Raw genomic sequence first — 17,276 nt, forward strand, 5'->3', positions numbered from 1 at the left:
CTCCGCAAGTTGGGAGAACTGCTTTTTTGTATGTTCAGTAGCTTTTAGTGAAATTTCGGAATATCTTCATCGCTTTTCCCTTTTTGTCCTTGAATCACTTGGAAAGGATAATCCTTACGTTTCTTTGAAGAGCCGCTGCTCTTTCTGGCACTGGACTGTGCATTAACTTTCGCCATGGTTCGTGCCGATGGTTTAATCTTCGGTGATTTGGTTTTGCTTGCCCAGCGACGAGGCGGATATTTGTACAGCAGGAATACGGCTCCGAACACGACCAGAGGAATAATGATCCTGGATGGACTAGCGTTCCCCAGCCAAGTCAAGACTCCAACAGCAGCTAGTGCGATGAACGTCCAAAATAAGATTGCCTGCTTGTTCATATCATTCACCCTTTCACAGGATCGAGTGTTGCAACAGGTACTTCTGACGTAGCAGAGACATTGGCAAGCTTGGCATCCAACTCACGCATACGGTTAAACGAAGCAATGGAGACTTCTACCTGTTCGTTGGTCGGTTCTTTTGTTGTCAGCAATTGCAGCCACAATCCCGGGTATCCGAGATAACGCAGTACAGGAATATCACGTACCGAATTCGTGAGCTTTAACAGTTCAAAAGAAATGCCTAGCACAACTGGTAATAACAATAGACGCTGACCCATCCGTTCCCAGAGGTTATCGTACGTGAAGAGGGAGTATAGAAACACTCCAATGATGACAGTCAACATAATGAAACTGCTTCCGCAGCGGTAGTGCAGTCGGCTGTACTTTTGCACGTTCTCCGGTGTCAGTTCTTCACCAGCTTCATGTGCGCTGATTACCTTGTGTTCCGCTCCATGATACTGGAAGAGACGTTTAATCATCGGCGTCTGTGAGATTAACCACAGATAGGCGAGTAACAGGATCAGCTTAATGCCGCCTTCCAGTAAATTATGCAAAAACTGATTGTCGAATGCATTTTTGAATAGAAAATTCTCGATAACAACAGGAAGCAAAGTAAGCACAACTTTACCAAAAAGGAATGAAAGAATGGCTACGGCGGTTACACCAATAATCATGCTAAGGCTCCAGCCCGAACCTTCTTTCTCTTTTTGCTTGGCTTTCTCTTCCGGTTCCAGTTCATCATCAGCATAAGCGTCAGCAGAATAATTAAGATGTCTGCTACCTTTAACACTTGAATCTATAATGCTGACAATTCCGCGTAATAAAGGAATCCGCCGCAATTTCGTGACCCAGGACTTGTCTTGCTTGGGAACTTCCAGATACGTAATTTCGCCGTCTTTTCTACGAACAGCTGTAACGTTGACATGTTTCCCACCGAACATTACGCCTTCAATGACAGCTTGCCCCCCATAGCTGACAGGCTTGGATTGTTGAGGCAAATTATTCACCTTCCTATTCTGTTCTAGGCCTTCGCGATCAAAGGCAGTTTAATAATACTATTGTATCGAATTTTAAGCGCAATTTCTAGTTTGTGAGTCAATCCTTGAAGGATGTTGTTAAGATTGTCCTGTTTTGAACATACTACCTCGTAGAATCAGGCAGAAAATTCGAGGCATAGTACGGGATTATCAACTGAATGAAGGAGAATATCGATGACAGAGCGTACGCATGAAGATACATCGCGAGATGAAGGCCAACATCCGAAAGAACGGCAGCAAAAAGACAGGGGCAGGCGCCCTACCCAGAGGCAAGGTCAAGCTCACTACTACACCAAGCCATTTTCCTTTGCGTTAGAGCTTGGCTTCTTTGCCGGTTTTATCTGGGGCGGGCTGCATTGGCTATTCTATCTGTTGCATTTTACGATTGTACCTGTCGGATTTCTGGCCGAGCCTTTTTTCAAACATGAATATATATATACCGCAGCTGGACATTTGACAGGCTGGTTGTTTTTTATCGTTTTTTCCATCTTGGCTTCCTTGCTCTACACGTTCACGATTAGAAAATTAAAAGGACCGGTACCCGGCATGGTGTATGGAATTGTCTGGTGGCTGATTCTCTTTATACTGGTAGGACCTAAACTCGGGATGATGAAGCCTTTGAACGGTTTAACGTGGGATTCGATCATCACGGAACTCTGTTTCTTTTTGCTATGGGGGCTGTTCATTGGTTACACGGTAGCCATGGAGTACACCGATGAACGCAAACGCGAGCCGGAGCAAGCAGGGGCATAGCGCAAAAAAGCTTCTCAATCCGGCAATGGCTGTGTTAAAATAGCAGATGGTTATTTGCAGAGAGGGTGGAGCAGCGATGAAACGAATTATTGTGATCAATGGTCCGAACCTGAACATGCTTGGTGTACGTGAACCGGGCATCTATGGAACGCTTAGTCTGAAGGATATTGAGGACAAAATTCGCAGACAGGCTGATGAAATTGGCGTCTCCATCGCTTTTTATCAATCGAACCATGAAGGGGACATCATTGACCGCATTCATGCAGCGATGGGTGAGGCAGACGGAATAATACTGAATGCCGGAGCATTTACCCATTATAGCTATGCTATACGTGATGCAATCAATGCTGTAAAAGTCCCTACGGTGGAAGTACATCTATCCAACATTCATGCACGCGAAGCGTTCAGACATCATTCAGTGATTGCAGCGGAAACAATCGGGCAGATTGCCGGATTTGGTGAAGTAAGCTATGAACTGGGATTGCTGGCTCTTGTGCGTCATCTGGACAAACAAACCTGAGCCGGGAACCCGGGAATGTGAGAGAAAGAAGGGTTACCGATGGAAAACAAACGAGTAAATAAGTTGCGTGAAGCCATGCGTGAGCGTGAACTCACAGCAATGCTGATTACAAACCCGATTAACCGTCGTTATATGACGGGTTTTACAGGCTCTGCGGGATATGTGCTGATTACGGAACAGGATGCATATCTGCTGACTGATTTCCGTTATATGTCTCAAGCGCCTCAGCAAGCCAAAGGATTTACCGTTGTTGAGCATGGAGCTAAGCCGATGGATACGGTGCGCGAACTACTGGCATCCGCAAATATTAAAGCAGTTGGCTTCGAGCAGGATAGTGTTACATTTGGCACGCACTCCGCTTATGCTGAAGCACTGCAGTCTATTGAACTGAAAGCTGTATCCGGGATTGTGGAACAACTTCGTATGTTCAAGGATGAAGACGAGATCGCGGTTATGCAGAGAGCAGCAGATCTGGCGGATGCCACGTTCAGCCACGTTTTGCAGTTTGCAAAACCAGGTATGACGGAACGTGAAGTGGATCTGGAGATGGAGTTTTTCATGCGCAAGCATGGAGCAACGTCTTCTTCGTTTGACACCATTGTAGCATCGGGTGAACGTTCTGCTATGCCTCACGGTGTAGCAAGCAGCAAGGTCATCGGACAGAATGAGTTAATTACATTTGACTTTGGTGCACTTTTGGATGGATACTGTTCAGATCTGACACGTACCATTGCAACAGGCACACCTGTACCTGAATTGCGCAAAATTTATGACATTGTACTGGAAGCTCAGTTACATACGCTGGAGAACCTGAAACCGGGCATGACCGGACGGGAAGCAGATGCATTGGCTCGTGATATCATTGCAGGTCACGGATATGGAGATCAATTCGGACACAGCACAGGCCACGGTCTGGGTATGGAAGTTCACGAAGCTCCTCGCTTGTCCAAGCTTAGCGACGATGTATTGAAACCGGGTATGGTTGTTACCGTTGAACCGGGTATATATATTGATGGGCTTGGCGGCGTGCGTATCGAGGATGACGTAGTGATTACCGAGACGGGTATTCATATTCTCACGAAGTCGGACAAGAAGTTCACCGTAATCGGCTAAATTACAGCCACAGGGATATAAGACGATTTTTAATATAAAGGTACAGGTTATTGCTGATTGTTATGGACCATTGCAAAAGCAGTGAAGGGAGCGGAATCGATTCTGAAGAAGCGAAGCGCTCGCCTTTGTCTCCTCATTTTAAACCTTATTAAAATCTAGTCGGGAAAATGAGGAGACAACAGCGATCGGAGGAACGATCCGAACCCGTAACGGTCACATCGCACATGGTCATCAATTCAGAATAAACCCACCATTACATTAACCTATCGTCTTATATCACCTACTTTTTAACCATATCAGGAGGGATTTTTTGTGATTTCAGTAAACGATTTTAAAACAGGCTTGACCGTGCAAGTAGATAACGATATCTATACCGTGCTTGATTTCCAACACGTTAAACCAGGTAAAGGCGCTGCCTTCGTACGTTCCAAATTGAAAAACCTGCGTAACGGAAACACCGTTGAAAAAACATTCCGTGCAGGCGAAACGATTGGTCGTGCCATCATCGAAAATCGTGGCGTATCCTACCTGTATGCAAGCGGTACAGAGCACACGTTCATGGATAACGAAACATATGATCAGTTCACATTGACTAGTGATCAACTGGAATGGGAATTGAACTTCCTGAAAGAAAACATGGTCGTTAAGATTGTTAGCTACCAAGGTGAAATCCTCGGAATCGACTTGCCAACAAGCGTTGAGTTGAAAGTCATCGAGACTGAGCCAAGCGTTAAAGGTAACACTGCACAAGGCGCTACCAAAAATGCAAAAGTGGAAACAGGTTTGAACGTACAGGTTCCTTTGTTCATTAACGAAGGTGACGTTCTCCTGATTGACACACGTGAAGGTAAATACTCTTCCCGGGCGTAACTTTCACAAGCTGTAAGCTAATAAACGGTATTAACAACCCTCTGCCATTCCTTTGGCAGAGGGTTTTTTCGAAAAAAGATTAGCCTATCAGGCGCTTTCGTAATATACTGGGTTAAAGTCATTTCTCGTAGAGAATAATGACGATGGACATTAATTATGCATACTGCACAAGGTAGGGAGTGGATTTGCGTTGTCATTGTACGTCATGAAATTTGGGGGCAGCTCGGTCGGAGATACAGAACGCATGAAGCGTGTAGCCGGACGTGTTGTAGAAAAAGCTGATGAAGGACATCGGTGTGTAGTTGTGGTTTCGGCCATGGGGGATACAACAGATGATTTGATTGATCAGGCAAAACAACTGAATAGTGATCTGCCTGCTCGTGAGATGGATATGCTCTTAACGACAGGAGAACAGATTTCGATCTCCTTATTATCGATGGCTATTCAAGCGCTTGGACGTAAGGCAGTATCGTTTACGGGCTGGCAAGCGGGATTCCGCACAGAGCCGGTTCACGGAAAAGCACGTATTCATGATATTCAACCTGACCGTGTGAATGCAGCACTTGCCGAGGGCAACATTGTTATTGTTGCAGGCTTCCAGGGCATGACGGAAGACGGCGAGATCACAACGCTGGGTCGTGGTGGTTCGGATACAACAGCTGTAGCGCTGGCGGCAGCCATTAAGGCTGATGCGTGTGAGATCTATACGGATGTAGACGGAATCTATTCTACGGACCCGCGGATCGTTAAGGTTGCGCGCAAGCTGAAGGAAATATCCTATGACGAAATGCTGGAACTTGCTAATTTGGGAGCAGCGGTGCTGCATCCGCGTGCAGTAGAGTACGCGAAGCATTCCGGTGTACCTTTAATTGTAAGATCCAGCTTTAACCATAATGAAGGAACGGTTGTGAAGGAGGAAGCAGCAATGGAACAAGGCGTAGTGGTTAGTGGTATTGCCTATGACAAAAATGTGGCTCGCATCAGTATTCTGGGTGTGCCGGATGTACCAGGAGTTCTGGCCGAAGTATTTGGTGCGCTTGCATCCAATCAGCTGGATGTGGACATTATCGTTCAGAGCGGTGTGATGGATGGCAAAGCGGACTTCTCTTTCTCTGTGGCGCTGTCTGATCGTGAGAACGCATTACGTGTCATTGAAGGCCTTCATAGCCGTTTGCCTTACCGTGAAGTCACATCAGAGGAGAACCTCGTTAAAATCTCCATTGTTGGCGCAGGCATGGTCAGTCATCCTGGTGTAGCTGCGAAGATGTTCAAAGTCATTTCCGCTGAAGGCGTGAGTATCAAGATGGTGAGCACTTCCGAGATCAAAGTATCTTGTGTTATTGACGGAGATAAGCTGCATGACGTCATTAAGGCATTGCATACAGCATATGATCTCGACACTGCGGAGCAAGCCGTTATCGGTGGACCTCAAGATCGCAGATAAGTATTTGCTATGTATGTAAATTAGCAAAGGTGTACTGTTGCCAACGGGCAGCAGTACACCTTTTTTTTGTTTTTCTCATGGCAATTCTCACATCAACTTGAACATCTTTCCGCCGCGTATGCCTCTATAAGGTTGCATGAGGTTCCCCTCCCCCATCTCGGGAACACAATCCAGCAAGTTTAATTGAGAACAATATGAAATGTCATGAACTCTGCCTAACTTTTCAAGCCTACGCCCGCTAACAGATCCCTGCACCAGCTCCGGGATCCTCTCTTGACATTGGGATACCGCCTGATGAAGTACTATGCCGAGATCGTTTAGTTGGATGGGAGAACAGGATTGACGGTGCAGTTCGTCGATGATACATCCAGCACACAAGGCGTCCTCCAGTGCAAATTCATCCTGATTCCCCGCACATAACAGCAATACATCTCGTTGAAGTTGGCAGAGAACTGCTGCGACAGCCCTGACATTGAGAAATGATCCAGCTAGTACATGTTTCGCCTTAGAAGCTTTAATCAAGGCTCGGGTTCCATCGGTTGTGGTCAGGATGATCGTTTTATCTGCAATGTCCTCAGTCATATATTCATAGGGGGAGTTACCCACCTCGAATCCGGTGATTTTTTTGTCAAAACGCTCCCCACCTCGAATGCAATCTTTCACTTCCATTTGTTTGGCTTGTGGAACGGTCTCTACGGCAATCACAGCCGAAGCGTCATACGCCAGAGCCGTAACAATTGTACTGGTCGTACACAATACATCAATGACAACTGCACTTCGCCCTGCAATATCAATAGTACGTACTTCATTCACATTGCCAACGACATCAACTCGCACTCCCCACAACTCCTTTCTTTATCTGGGGATCGGTAGTTCTGTTTTGAACCGAAATGGAACTTACCTATCTCCAATTACTATATGCATGCACATCTAGACGGGTGCCTAGAACAGAAGGTGCATCTATGGTTTCAAACTCTCAACCGTATTCTGAAGAATTGATAGATTTCAGCGTCATAAATTAAATGTACAGGCATAAACTTGAGATATGAACAAGCGCCAGAAGTGTGAACCAAATGATCTCAAGGTTGGAGGAGCCTACTCATGAAGGTGAACTGGAGGGAACTTTTTCCGGAACCGATCCGAACCATTCTTGGAAGAATGCCACCCGCTCTATTGGAACAAGTGGAGGAAGTACGTATTCGTGAAGGCAGACCCCTGGAGATTAATGCAGGCAACACATACCACTTCCTGACACCTCAAGGTTGTCCGACCGGGAATCCTGAAGAAGCGTATGTTCCTCAGAAAGAAGTGACGCACAGGTTGCTGGATCTGATCAGTAACCATTCACTTTATACATTGGAAGAGGAACTGCGTAAAGGGTTCATCACCATACCTGGGGGACATCGAATCGGGCTTGCTGGACGAACGGTGCTAAGCGGTGGGCGTGTCGAATACCTGCGTGACATTAACGGGTTTAACGTTCGGGTAGCCCGTGAGGTACATGGAGTGGCTGATCGTATCCTTCCTTATCTTCTCGATATGAAGAGCGGACAGGTCCTGCACACGTTGATCCTATCACCACCACAACAAGGGAAAACGACGTTGCTACGAGATCTGGCGAGACAAATTAGCAGTGGTACAAAGCTTACACGGGGAACTGAACTGGTTCAGGGAATACGTCCGCGTCTGAAAGTGGGCATTGTGGATGAAAGGTCCGAAATCGCTGGTAGCTACAAAGGAGTACCTGGCTTCGACGTAGGTCCCCGAACAGATGTGATGGACGGTTGTCCGAAGGCTGAGGGCATGATGATGATGCTTCGCTCCATGTCACCCGATGTCCTGATTGTGGACGAGATTGGTCGTCCGGAGGATGCCGAGGCGGTGATGGAAGCCCTGCATGCAGGAGTCTCAGTGATTGCGACTGCGCATGGCCGTGACCTATCAGAGCTGTCGGCCAGACCCGCCCTCAGAACCTTGATTACGGAGCAGATGTTTCAACGTTATGTCCAACTGCAACGGACGAGCCGGGGCATGACCTTTCGGCTGGCTGATGGCAAAATGCGTGGGTTGCAGCAGACCGGGGCAGGAGGTGAAGCCTTTGGTTAACATGTTTGGTGCGGTAATTATTCTGTTAGCCAGCACCCTCGCCGGTTTTTACAAGGCCAGACAGTATGCATTAAGACCGAGACAGTTGCGAGAACTCATTGCAGCCCTCCAGCGATTAATGACGGAGATTAACTATGGGCTCACTCCACTTCCTGATGCCATGGGCAAGATGGGAGCACAGACCAAAGAACCTGTAAAGACGCTGTTCCTTCATGCAGCTTCTCAGATGGAACCTCCTCATGGACTCACTGCCCGGGAAAGTCTGCAGTCAGGCGTAGATCTGGCGTGGGGAAGATCGGCCATGAAGGCTGACGAGAAGGAAGTGATGCTGCAATTAAGCTTCAGCCTTGGCACAAGTGACCGTCAGGATCAGACCAAACATATATCGTTAGCCATTCAACAACTAATGCATGAGGAATCCCGCGCCCAGGCCGATCAAATGAAATATGAACGAATGAGCCGAAGCCTCGGGATGCTTGTCGGAGCGTTAATCGTCATTCTGATCTTCTGAAATAGCCGGGATAGTGAGGTGCCAAGGTCATGAATCTAGAAGTGAACGCAATCTTTCAAATTGCGGGTATCGGAATCATCATTGCCATGATTCACACGGTACTGAAACAAATGGGAAAGGAAGATATGGCTCACTGGGTGACCGTAATCGGATTTGTCGTTGTATTGTTCATGGTGGTCCGTATGCTGGACAGCCTGCTACAAGAGATCAAATCGATATTTCTTTTTCAATGAAAAACGGTCATAAAGCCGGATGGTGGTGACCTGTGGAAATTATTCAAGTTGTAGGTTTGGCGCTCATCGCAACCGTGCTCATTCTGGTCATTAAGGAACAGAAACCGATGTTTGCTTTTCTGATTGCTGCCGCGACTGGCATTGTCATCTTCATGTTGTTGATTGGCAAAATCGGTGCAGTCATCGAAGTGTTGAAGCGACTTGCCGAGAATTCAGGCATGGAAAGCATTTATCTGAAAACAGTGCTGAAAATTATTGGCATAGCGTACATCGCTGAATTTGGCGCGCAGATTGTCAGGGATGCAGGCCAGGAAAGCATTGCGTCCAAGATCGAACTGGCTGGTAAGGTACTGATCCTTGTACTTGCTATACCGATCATCAGCATTATTATCGAAACCGTCATGAAGCTGATGCCGGTGTAGAAAGGGCGTGCGGACTTCATATGAAATCAATGCATCATAAGCCGCAGTGGCGCCTTACGGTTGTACTGATGCTCTGTTTTCTGTTTGGTATCCTGGGACAGGTTACTGCAACCTCGCCTTCCGGTGAGTGGATGGAGCAGCAGGCCGATCAGCTTCCCAAGGATCAGGTGGAGAAATACTGGGATCAACTGATGCAACAATACGGTGGTTTCTTCCCGGATGGGAAGACCCCTTCCTTCATGGATATGTTAATCCCCGGCAATGAAGGGTTCAGCCTGAAATCGGTGTTTGTGGCGATCGGAACCTTCATGCTGCATGAAATTTTATATAATGGCAAACTTCTGGTCACGATTGTGATGTTAAGTGTACTCAGCATGATTCTGGAGACGCTTCAGACCGCATTTGAGAAAAATAATATTAGCAAAATCGCCTATTCCATCTGTTATATGGTCATCATCATCATTGCAATTAACAGCTTCAGTGTGGCGATTGGATACGCCAAGGATGCCATAACTGGCATGATCAACTTCATGATGGCCATGGTTCCGTTGTTATTCACACTGCTTGCGTCCATGGGTAATGTCATCACCGTCTCGGTGACACATCCACTCATCATTTTCATGATTCATCTGGTGAGTACGTTGATTCACTTGCTGGTATTCCCGTTACTCTTCTTCTCGGCTGTACTGCATCTCGTCAGTTCATTGTCTGACAAGTACAAGCTGACACAGCTGGCAGACCTCCTGCGCAATATTAGTGTGGCACTGCTGGGTATCCTGCTGACGATGTTTTTGGGTGTAATCTCGGTGCAGGGAGCATCGGGATCGGTAGCGGATGGGGTCAGCCTGAAGGCCGCCAAATACATCGCAGGAAACTTTGTCCCTGTCGTGGGCAGAACATTTGCGGATGCGACGGATACGGTAATTACAGCTTCTTTACTTGTCAAAAATGCAATTGGACTCACCGGGGTGATCATCATTTTGTTTCTATGTGCTTTTCCGGCACTCAAAATCCTGGCTCTTGCCTTGATATACAACGTAACTGGTGCCATTATGCAACCGCTAGGAGACACCCCGATTGTAGGATGCCTCCAGGCCATCGGCAAGAGCATGATCTACGTATTTGCGGCGCTCGCAGCCGTCGGGCTGATGTTTTTCCTGGCCATTACCATCCTGCTGACCGCGGGAAATCTGACTGTCATGATGCGCTGAATGTATGTTGGCAAGAAAGGGGATGGAAAGGATGGGGTGGCTGAGCAACTGGCTCCAGGAATTGATTATGATCGTTCTGCTGGCGACCTTTGTGGATATGCTGTTGCCCAATCGATCCATGGAACGTTATGTCAAGCTTGTGCTGAGCCTTCTCATCCTGCTGACCCTTTTATCACCCATAACCAAGCTGCTCAAAAGTGATCCGGTTGGCGAACTGAAACGGGCAATGTCGGCAATGGATGCTCCAGCGGATGGAAATGCAACACTCGAACAGATATTAGCTCAGGGCAAGCGGCTGCAATCCAATGAACAGGAACAATCCTTACAATGGACAGCTAAAGAACTGGCTAATGTCATGAAAGGCCAGATTGAAGAAACAACAGGAGCCAAGGTGCGGTCCGTAGAGGTACAGCTGACCATGAGTAAATATGAAACTCAGATGGAAGCTGCCTCATCAGTCGAACTGCCTGTAATCCAGCGTGTATTGGTCGAGATGGCCGGAGAGGGTGCAGGAGGAGAAGTGAAGGCAGGGCAGCAAGAAATCGCTGCAAATACACAACCCATATTTGGTACAAACACAGAATCCGAGAAGGATGAAACACATCAAATACAGCAGCCCATCCAGATCGGTCAGATTGAAGTGCCTGATGTACAGATTGATGTGAGTAGAGGGCAACGTGATGAAAATGAAGTGTCTTCGGAGCCTGTTATACGTGATCAGGCAGATGAGACGAAGCAGCAAGGTGAGACATCCACACGGTCCGAGCATGCGGTGCAGATTATTACATTGTTGACTGAAAAGTGGGATGTTGATGCGAACAACGTTCAAGTGACAGAACCCAAAAGTGCTGAAGTGCTCTGAGAAGGAGGGTGTCCGATGAAACAATGGTTCAAAAAGATGGAAACCTGGATGGGTGGCGGAGAGGGTGGGGCGAGGCGAAGTCAAACCTTCCGCTGGCTGATTATCCTGGGTTTGATCGGGGTGGGAATCATGCTGTTCAATTCCTTCGTCAATGTCAAAAAAATTGATTCCGAAAATATCGGTCGGGAACCACCGGACCCGGCAACATCCATGGCATCCATACAGAGTGATCCGTCAGAACAGAATCCTTTTCAGGCAATCGAAATTGCATTTGAAGACAAAATCAAAGGTGTGCTGGAAAACATTGTTGGTGTGGGAACGGTTGATGTGATGGTTACCGTGGATTCCACAGAAGAATTGGTCGTTCAGCGGAACGTGAAGGATTCTCAGCAACTTACCGAAGAAACGGATGCTAACGGGGGCAAAAGACATATGACGCAATATACCCGTGATGGCGAGATTATTACGTACGAAATATCAGGGGATCAGACACCTATAGTGACCAAAAAGCTCAAACCGCAGATTCGTGGGGTGCTTGTGGTTGCGAGGGGTGCAGAGAACAAGGTTGTGAAGGACCTGATAACCGATGCTGTGGAAAAAGGACTGAATGTGGCAGCCTACCGGATCTCGGTTGTACCGCGCAAACAAGACTAATCTGATGTGTTGAATCACAAGATTCAATTCTCATAAGATTGAAGCCAATTTGAGGAGGAAGTTCTAATGAATAACAAACGTCAAACGGTATGGCTCGTTTCCATGCTGAGTCTGATGGTCATTTTGTCCGCGTATTATCTGTTCACTGAGGATTCCGGTCCAGTCAACGCGCCGGTGGCTGACAGTCAGCAAGTGGATGGAATCAAGCAAGGGGAAGCCAAGGAGACGGCAGGCATTCTTGATCCTACAGAAGGTTTGGTTGTGAATGAAGTGGTGAATGGCGGCGAAGTTGAAAGTGATCCAAATGCGGCTGGCGCTGTGGAAGAACCGGCGGCTACAGAAGGTAAAGAAGCTGGAAATGCAGAGAAAACACCTGCTGTCGAACCAGGCGAGAATAAGGGTGAGGCAGGCAAAGAAACCAACAAAGAGACCGACAAAGGCGCAACAACTACAACGGATACAGACGGTCAGGCAGGCGGCACGGCAACCAAGACAGATGAGGAAGTCCTCAAGGAAATGGAAGAGCAGAATACGACAGCATCTGCGAGCAGCCAGTTCCAGAACTACCAGTGGCAACGTGAGGAAAGCAACAATCGCAAGTATGAGGAACTGATGACCGTGGCAGGTGATCTGAGCAAAACGCCAGAGGAGAATGCCAAAGCAACGGAGCAACTCCGTACACTGGAAGAAAAAGAAGCTAAAATCACTGGCATTGAGGAGACGCTCTCTCAACAGTTCGCTAATGCGATCGTTCAAGAAGATTCCGACAAGTATAAAGTTGTGGTCCTCAGTGACAAACTGGATGTAAAACAGGCGGTATCCATTGTGGATCTGGTGATGAAAGAATTGGCGGTTTCACAGAACAAAATCAGCGTGCAATACGTCACAGAACAGTAATCCAAATGATGGAAATGCAGTCCCGGGAGCTGGTTGTACTCTCGGGCTCTTTCCATTTTTAATGATTATGATATAATACATAAAGCCATATGACCGTCCTAGTGAGACTGGCATGATGCCGAAGGAGTGAATAATGGAAATGTTTAAATTGAGTGAGATCAAAGAACTGATTAAACTGGTAGATGAAAGTTCCGTTCAAGAGTTGGAAATTGAAAATGAAGGATCACGGTTATCAATCCGCAAACCGGGCAAAACGGAGTATGTTCAAGCAGCTGCTGTGCAACCGCAAATGATTGCTGCTCCGCAAGTACAGCCGGCCGCAGTGGTAAGTGAAGCTGCACCGCAGGTCGATACTACAAGTCATTTACATAAAATTGTATCTCCGATGGTAGGTACTTTTTACAGAGCTTCCTCGCCGGAAGTGGGTCCTTTTGTGAGCGCTGGTGATAAAGTTGTTGAGAAAACAACGGTATGTATCATCGAAGCTATGAAGCTGATGAACGAGCTTGATGCGGACATCAAGGGAGAAATCGTTGAAGTGCTGGTTGAGAACGGACAGCTGGTCGAGTATGGGCAGCCCCTTTTCCTGGTGAAACCGGAATAACCGTTATAGCTGGTTAACAGCTAACCGCATGAGCTTCGAAGGAGGACAAAACGAAATGAAATTTCAAAAAATACTGATTGCGAACCGTGGAGAGATTGCGGTACGTATTATTCGTGCCTGCCGTGAAATCGGCATCTCAACGGTAGCCGTCTATTCGGAAGCGGACAAGGATTCTCTGCATGTTCGTCTTGCAGATGAGGCTTATTGTATCGGACCGACACTGTCTAAGGACAGTTACCTCAACTTCACAAACCTGATGAGTGTAGCTACGCTGACGGAATGTGATGCAATCCATCCTGGATACGGTTTTTTGGCGGAAAATGCTGATTTTGCAGAAATTTGTGAGTCTTGCAATATTACGTTTATTGGACCTTCTCCTGAAGCCATCACCAAAATGGGTGACAAGGCTGTTGCCAAACAGACGATGAAAGATGCAGGTGTACCTGTTATTCCTGGATCAGACGGCCTTGTTGAAAATATGGATGAAGCCATCATGATTGCTAGAGATATCGGATATCCTATCATTATCAAAGCTACTGCTGGTGGCGGAGGTAAGGGAATCCGTATTGCCGAAGATGAAGAAACGCTGATTAAGCAGATTACCGCTGCTCAGCAGGAAGCACAAAAGGCATTTGGCAATGCAGGTGTATATCTGGAGAAATTCCTGACAGGCATGAAACACGTGGAAATTCAGATCATCGCTGATAAACACGGAAATGCAGCACATCTGGGAGAGCGTGATTGCTCGGTTCAGCGTCGTCGCCAGAAATTGGTAGAGGAAGCGCCGTGTCCGATTCTCTCCGAAGATGTGCGTACATTGATGGGTGAAGCTGCGGTACGGGCTGCCCTTGCTGTGGATTACTCGGGAGCGGGTACATTGGAGTTCCTGCTCAGCCCGAACGGCGAGTTCTATTTCATGGAGATGAATACGCGTATTCAGGTAGAGCACCCGGTAACTGAGATGGTTACTGGCGTGGATCTGATCCGTGAGATGATCTCGGTAGCTGAAGGCAACCCACTTTCATTCCGTCAGGAAGACGTGGTTATCAATGGCTGGTCCATTGAATGTCGTATCAATGCAGAAGATCCGGACCGTAACTTTATGCCATCCCCAGGCAAAATCGGATTCTACCTTGCACCGGGAGGACCTGGTGTTCGTGTAGATAGTGCTGCTTATCCGGGTTATACCATTTCACCTTTCTATGACTCCATGATCGCAAAATTGATCGTGTGGGGAGCGAATCGTGAAGAGGCGATTGCCAAGATGAAGCGTGCGCTTGGGGAATTTGCGATTGAAGGCATATCCACAACCATTCCTTTCCATCAGAAATTGCTGGAGCACCCAACGTTCATTCGTGGTGACTTTGATATCAAATTTCTTGAGGAAAACGAGATTTAAAAGGTATATTGGGCTTGTTTGTCATAATGTAGCCCAAATGATATAGTATGAATAATAAGAGCGCATGTCTCCTGCAAAGGATAAGCCCGCACCTCGCGGATGTTTGCAGGAGTTCCGGTAAAGCCGGACCGGAAGGGTTCTGAAGGTTGATTAACCTGAGTCCAGCGCCCTGACGGATGGCCGCAAACTTATCTCGCGAAAGGTGTGTTGAACAGTTATGAGTACACTACCGACTGAATTTGAACGAACGGATATCGGTGAAATCCAGATCGCACCTGAAGTTATTGAAGTGATTGCTGGATTGGCGACCCTTGAAGTGAAAGGTGTTGCAGGCATGAGTGGCGGATTCGCTGGCGGATTTGCTGAATTGCTTGGTCGCAAAAACCTTTCCAAAGGCGTTAAAGTTGAAGTGGGCCAACGTGAAGCGGCAGTTGATGTTTCCGTAATTATCGAGTACGGATACCGTCTGCCACAAGTAGCTACGGAGATTCAACAGAACGTGAAACGTTCCATCGAGAACATGACAGGATTGAATGTGAATGAAGTGAATGTGCACATTCATGACGTTCAGTTCAAGAGCACCGAGAAAGTGGAAGAGATCGACCTGAACAGTCAGCGCGTAAAATAAAAGAAGACAGATTCCCCCGGCATCATCTGCCGGGGGTTATCCCGTCTTGGACAGGTCTTCATTATAGCGAAAGCTAGATGAGGATCTGATTTTTTGCTAGTGAACTGGTTAAGTAATGTTAGTGAGCAAGGGAGGCTGTGCAGTTCGTGGCTAAAATACTGGATCGGCTTCTGTTGTTTATATACAGCATAAGCGTTGGAGCAATATCGGCAGCCGTCATTCTTCTGATTAGCGGTGTGCTGCCTTACGAATTGAATTACCAGCAGGAACAAAACGTTATTGTTGCGTCTGTTATTGCAGCAGCGATTTTGTTTATCCTGAGTTTGCGATTTTTCTACATCTCGGTTCGACGTGAGCGTGCATCGTTGCCGTCTGTAGATCAACGTACTGAGTTTGGTGATGTACAGATTTCGATGGAGACGATTGAGAATCTCTGTTTGAAGGCAACTTCCCGTTTCCGGGGAGTACGTGATGTCAAGGCACGCATACGCGTGGTTGAGTCAGGACTGGAGATTATGATCCGTGCGGTAGTGGATGGTGAGACACCTATTCCTGCGCTGACTTCTGATCTGCAAAAGGCGATACATGATCATGTACAAGAGATTACGGGCATTCCGGTTTCTTTTGTCACGGTGTATATCGCTAATGTAACCCAGTCGCCTAACTACAAGAGTCGAGTGGAATGAGGTGAGTTTCACTGATGCTGTGGAAAGAGATTTGGGATAGTCACAGAGGCCGAATTACCGGAATTATCGGCGGCATCTTTTTTGGATTTCTTTATGTATGGATCGGTTTTTGGGATATGTTGTTCTTTGCACTCTTGGTGTTCATCGGTTATACATTAGGCAGACGAAGCGATTCAAAGCTGGGTTCGTTCATTCCCTGGAGGGAGTGGGGACAATGGCTTGGCGATCGCTGGCGTCCGTTTAAGTGACCTACCTGAACCCTGCAATATGTTTCTTCCGAAAATAGAGCTGTAATTTAGGTTGCCCGTTTTTTGGAGGAAACGTATTGCAGGTTTTTTTGTGAAAAGGGATAACAATAACAATACCATGGAAGCCATTGATTCAACCGATACTGGATTTGATGAGATGGATGCATGGATTATAAAATAAGCATGATGACGCTCCAGACGGAGCGCTGCAGGAGGCAGGACATGAAAAGACGTTTGGCAAGGGAAATTGCAGTACAAAGTCTGTATCAGATGGAAATGAATGAGGTGGGTGCAGCAGAAGCTGTAAACATGTTAATCAATGAAGCTGCTGAAGATAATGAAACTGAAGTAGTTATCCGCGATGCAGATGTAATGCGTACTTATGTTACTGAGATTGTACAAGGAGCCTGGAACAATAAGGAAGCCATTGACGGGCTGCTTGTTGATTATTTGAAAGGTTGGCAGATTAGCCGTCTGTCACGTGTAGATCGCCAGATTCTACGACTGTCTACGTATGAAATGGTGTTTCGTGATGACATTCCGGCAAAAGTATCTGTCAATGAAGCAATTGAGCTGTCCAAATATTTTGGTACAGAAGAATCCGGTAAGTTCGTCAATGGCGTACTTGGACGCATGATTCAGGAAGTTGACGCGATTAAAGCAAAATTATCTTAAGTTATGATTAACTATTTGAACAACCT

Annotated in this window: 22 protein-coding genes; 19 read left to right on the plus strand and 3 right to left on the minus strand. The window is 46.9% G+C overall.

The window, feature by feature from the left end; all coding sequences use genetic code 11:
- Window positions 1-44: 44 nt before the first annotated feature.
- Together ACE04G_RS30630 and ACE04G_RS30635 are read right to left on the minus strand one after the other, a co-directional pair.
- On the minus strand, window positions 45-377 hold the full coding sequence (locus ACE04G_RS30630) for a hypothetical protein (RefSeq protein WP_036614407.1): 333 nt from the start codon (window positions 375-377) through the stop codon (window positions 45-47).
- 5 nt (window positions 378-382) lie between these two features.
- Window positions 383-1,375, minus strand: coding sequence for a DUF1385 domain-containing protein (locus ACE04G_RS30635; RefSeq protein ID WP_062835280.1), 993 nt, complete (start codon window positions 1,373-1,375; stop codon window positions 383-385).
- A gap of 213 nt (window positions 1,376-1,588) precedes the next feature.
- Between ACE04G_RS30635 and ACE04G_RS30640 the strand changes: the two genes are divergently transcribed.
- From ACE04G_RS30640 to ACE04G_RS30660, 5 genes are all read left to right on the plus strand, one after another.
- Window positions 1,589-2,167, plus strand: coding sequence for a YqhR family membrane protein (locus tag ACE04G_RS30640; protein WP_449005396.1), 579 nt, complete (start codon window positions 1,589-1,591; stop codon window positions 2,165-2,167).
- 76 nt (window positions 2,168-2,243) lie between these two features.
- Window positions 2,244-2,687, plus strand: a complete 444-nt coding sequence (gene aroQ / locus ACE04G_RS30645) for a type II 3-dehydroquinate dehydratase (protein WP_036614400.1) — start codon at window positions 2,244-2,246, stop codon at window positions 2,685-2,687.
- A 39-nt stretch (window positions 2,688-2,726) separates the two neighbouring features.
- Window positions 2,727-3,800, plus strand: a complete 1,074-nt coding sequence (locus ACE04G_RS30650; RefSeq protein ID WP_449005397.1) for a M24 family metallopeptidase — start codon at window positions 2,727-2,729, stop codon at window positions 3,798-3,800.
- 312 nt (window positions 3,801-4,112) lie between these two features.
- The gene (gene efp, locus ACE04G_RS30655; RefSeq protein WP_017687580.1) at window positions 4,113-4,670 is read left to right on the plus strand and encodes an elongation factor P; all 558 of its coding nucleotides are present in this window, start codon (window positions 4,113-4,115) and stop codon (window positions 4,668-4,670) included.
- A 190-nt stretch (window positions 4,671-4,860) separates the two neighbouring features.
- Window positions 4,861-6,114 (plus strand): aspartate kinase, encoded by a 1,254-nt coding sequence (locus ACE04G_RS30660; RefSeq protein ID WP_047843625.1) that lies wholly within the window; start codon window positions 4,861-4,863, stop codon window positions 6,112-6,114.
- A gap of 87 nt (window positions 6,115-6,201) precedes the next feature.
- Here ACE04G_RS30660 and ACE04G_RS30665 read toward each other — a convergent pair whose 3' ends face one another.
- Complete coding sequence (locus ACE04G_RS30665; RefSeq protein WP_221822140.1) at window positions 6,202-6,951, minus strand: 2-phosphosulfolactate phosphatase; 750 nt, start codon at window positions 6,949-6,951, stop codon at window positions 6,202-6,204.
- Between the two features lie 264 nt (window positions 6,952-7,215).
- Between ACE04G_RS30665 and spoIIIAA the strand changes: the two genes are divergently transcribed.
- The 14 genes from spoIIIAA to nusB all read left to right on the plus strand — a co-directional run bounded on the left by spoIIIAA (window position 7,216) and on the right by nusB (window position 17,250).
- Entirely contained in the window at window positions 7,216-8,220 is a 1,005-nt protein-coding gene (gene spoIIIAA, locus ACE04G_RS30670; RefSeq protein WP_449005398.1) for a stage III sporulation protein AA, read from the plus strand.
- A complete protein-coding gene (gene spoIIIAB, locus ACE04G_RS30675; protein ID WP_221822136.1) occupies window positions 8,213-8,731 on the plus strand; it encodes a stage III sporulation protein SpoIIIAB in 519 nt (172 codons plus the stop codon). The genes spoIIIAA and spoIIIAB overlap by 8 nt, the downstream gene beginning before the upstream one ends.
- A 29-nt stretch (window positions 8,732-8,760) precedes the next feature.
- Window positions 8,761-8,964 (plus strand): stage III sporulation protein AC, encoded by a 204-nt coding sequence (gene spoIIIAC, locus ACE04G_RS30680; protein WP_017687585.1) that lies wholly within the window; start codon window positions 8,761-8,763, stop codon window positions 8,962-8,964.
- Window positions 8,965-8,996: 32 nt separating this feature from the next.
- A complete protein-coding gene (spoIIIAD, locus tag ACE04G_RS30685) occupies window positions 8,997-9,386 on the plus strand; it encodes a stage III sporulation protein AD (RefSeq protein WP_017687586.1) in 390 nt (129 codons plus the stop codon).
- 68 nt (window positions 9,387-9,454) lie between these two features.
- On the plus strand, window positions 9,455-10,597 hold the full coding sequence (spoIIIAE, locus tag ACE04G_RS30690; protein WP_397376270.1) for a stage III sporulation protein AE: 1,143 nt from the start codon (window positions 9,455-9,457) through the stop codon (window positions 10,595-10,597).
- Window positions 10,598-10,628: 31 nt separating this feature from the next.
- Complete coding sequence (spoIIIAF, locus tag ACE04G_RS30695) at window positions 10,629-11,459, plus strand: stage III sporulation protein AF (RefSeq protein WP_339304866.1); 831 nt, start codon at window positions 10,629-10,631, stop codon at window positions 11,457-11,459.
- Window positions 11,460-11,474: 15 nt separating this feature from the next.
- Complete coding sequence (spoIIIAG, locus tag ACE04G_RS30700; protein WP_221822130.1) at window positions 11,475-12,113, plus strand: stage III sporulation protein AG; 639 nt, start codon at window positions 11,475-11,477, stop codon at window positions 12,111-12,113.
- Between the two features lie 66 nt (window positions 12,114-12,179).
- Window positions 12,180-13,010, plus strand: coding sequence for a SpoIIIAH-like family protein (locus ACE04G_RS30705; RefSeq protein WP_449005399.1), 831 nt, complete (start codon window positions 12,180-12,182; stop codon window positions 13,008-13,010).
- Window positions 13,011-13,149: 139 nt separating this feature from the next.
- Window positions 13,150-13,614, plus strand: coding sequence for an acetyl-CoA carboxylase biotin carboxyl carrier protein (accB, locus tag ACE04G_RS30710; protein WP_221822234.1), 465 nt, complete (start codon window positions 13,150-13,152; stop codon window positions 13,612-13,614).
- 55 nt (window positions 13,615-13,669) lie between these two features.
- A complete protein-coding gene (gene accC / locus ACE04G_RS30715; protein WP_036614375.1) occupies window positions 13,670-15,013 on the plus strand; it encodes an acetyl-CoA carboxylase biotin carboxylase subunit in 1,344 nt (447 codons plus the stop codon).
- 217 nt (window positions 15,014-15,230) lie between these two features.
- Entirely contained in the window at window positions 15,231-15,641 is a 411-nt protein-coding gene (locus tag ACE04G_RS30720) for an Asp23/Gls24 family envelope stress response protein (protein WP_017687593.1), read from the plus strand.
- A gap of 146 nt (window positions 15,642-15,787) precedes the next feature.
- Window positions 15,788-16,327, plus strand: a complete 540-nt coding sequence (gene amaP, locus ACE04G_RS30725) for an alkaline shock response membrane anchor protein AmaP (protein WP_017687594.1) — start codon at window positions 15,788-15,790, stop codon at window positions 16,325-16,327.
- Window positions 16,328-16,341: 14 nt separating this feature from the next.
- Window positions 16,342-16,575 carry a DUF2273 domain-containing protein gene (locus ACE04G_RS30730; protein ID WP_339304863.1) on the plus strand — a complete coding sequence of 78 codons (234 nt, stop codon included), beginning with the start codon at window positions 16,342-16,344 and terminating at the stop codon, window positions 16,573-16,575.
- A 222-nt stretch (window positions 16,576-16,797) separates the two neighbouring features.
- Window positions 16,798-17,250 carry a transcription antitermination factor NusB gene (nusB, locus tag ACE04G_RS30735; RefSeq protein ID WP_017687596.1) on the plus strand — a complete coding sequence of 151 codons (453 nt, stop codon included), beginning with the start codon at window positions 16,798-16,800 and terminating at the stop codon, window positions 17,248-17,250.
- Window positions 17,251-17,276 lie beyond the last annotated feature (26 nt).

The organism is Paenibacillus sp. AGC31, assembly GCF_057334655.1.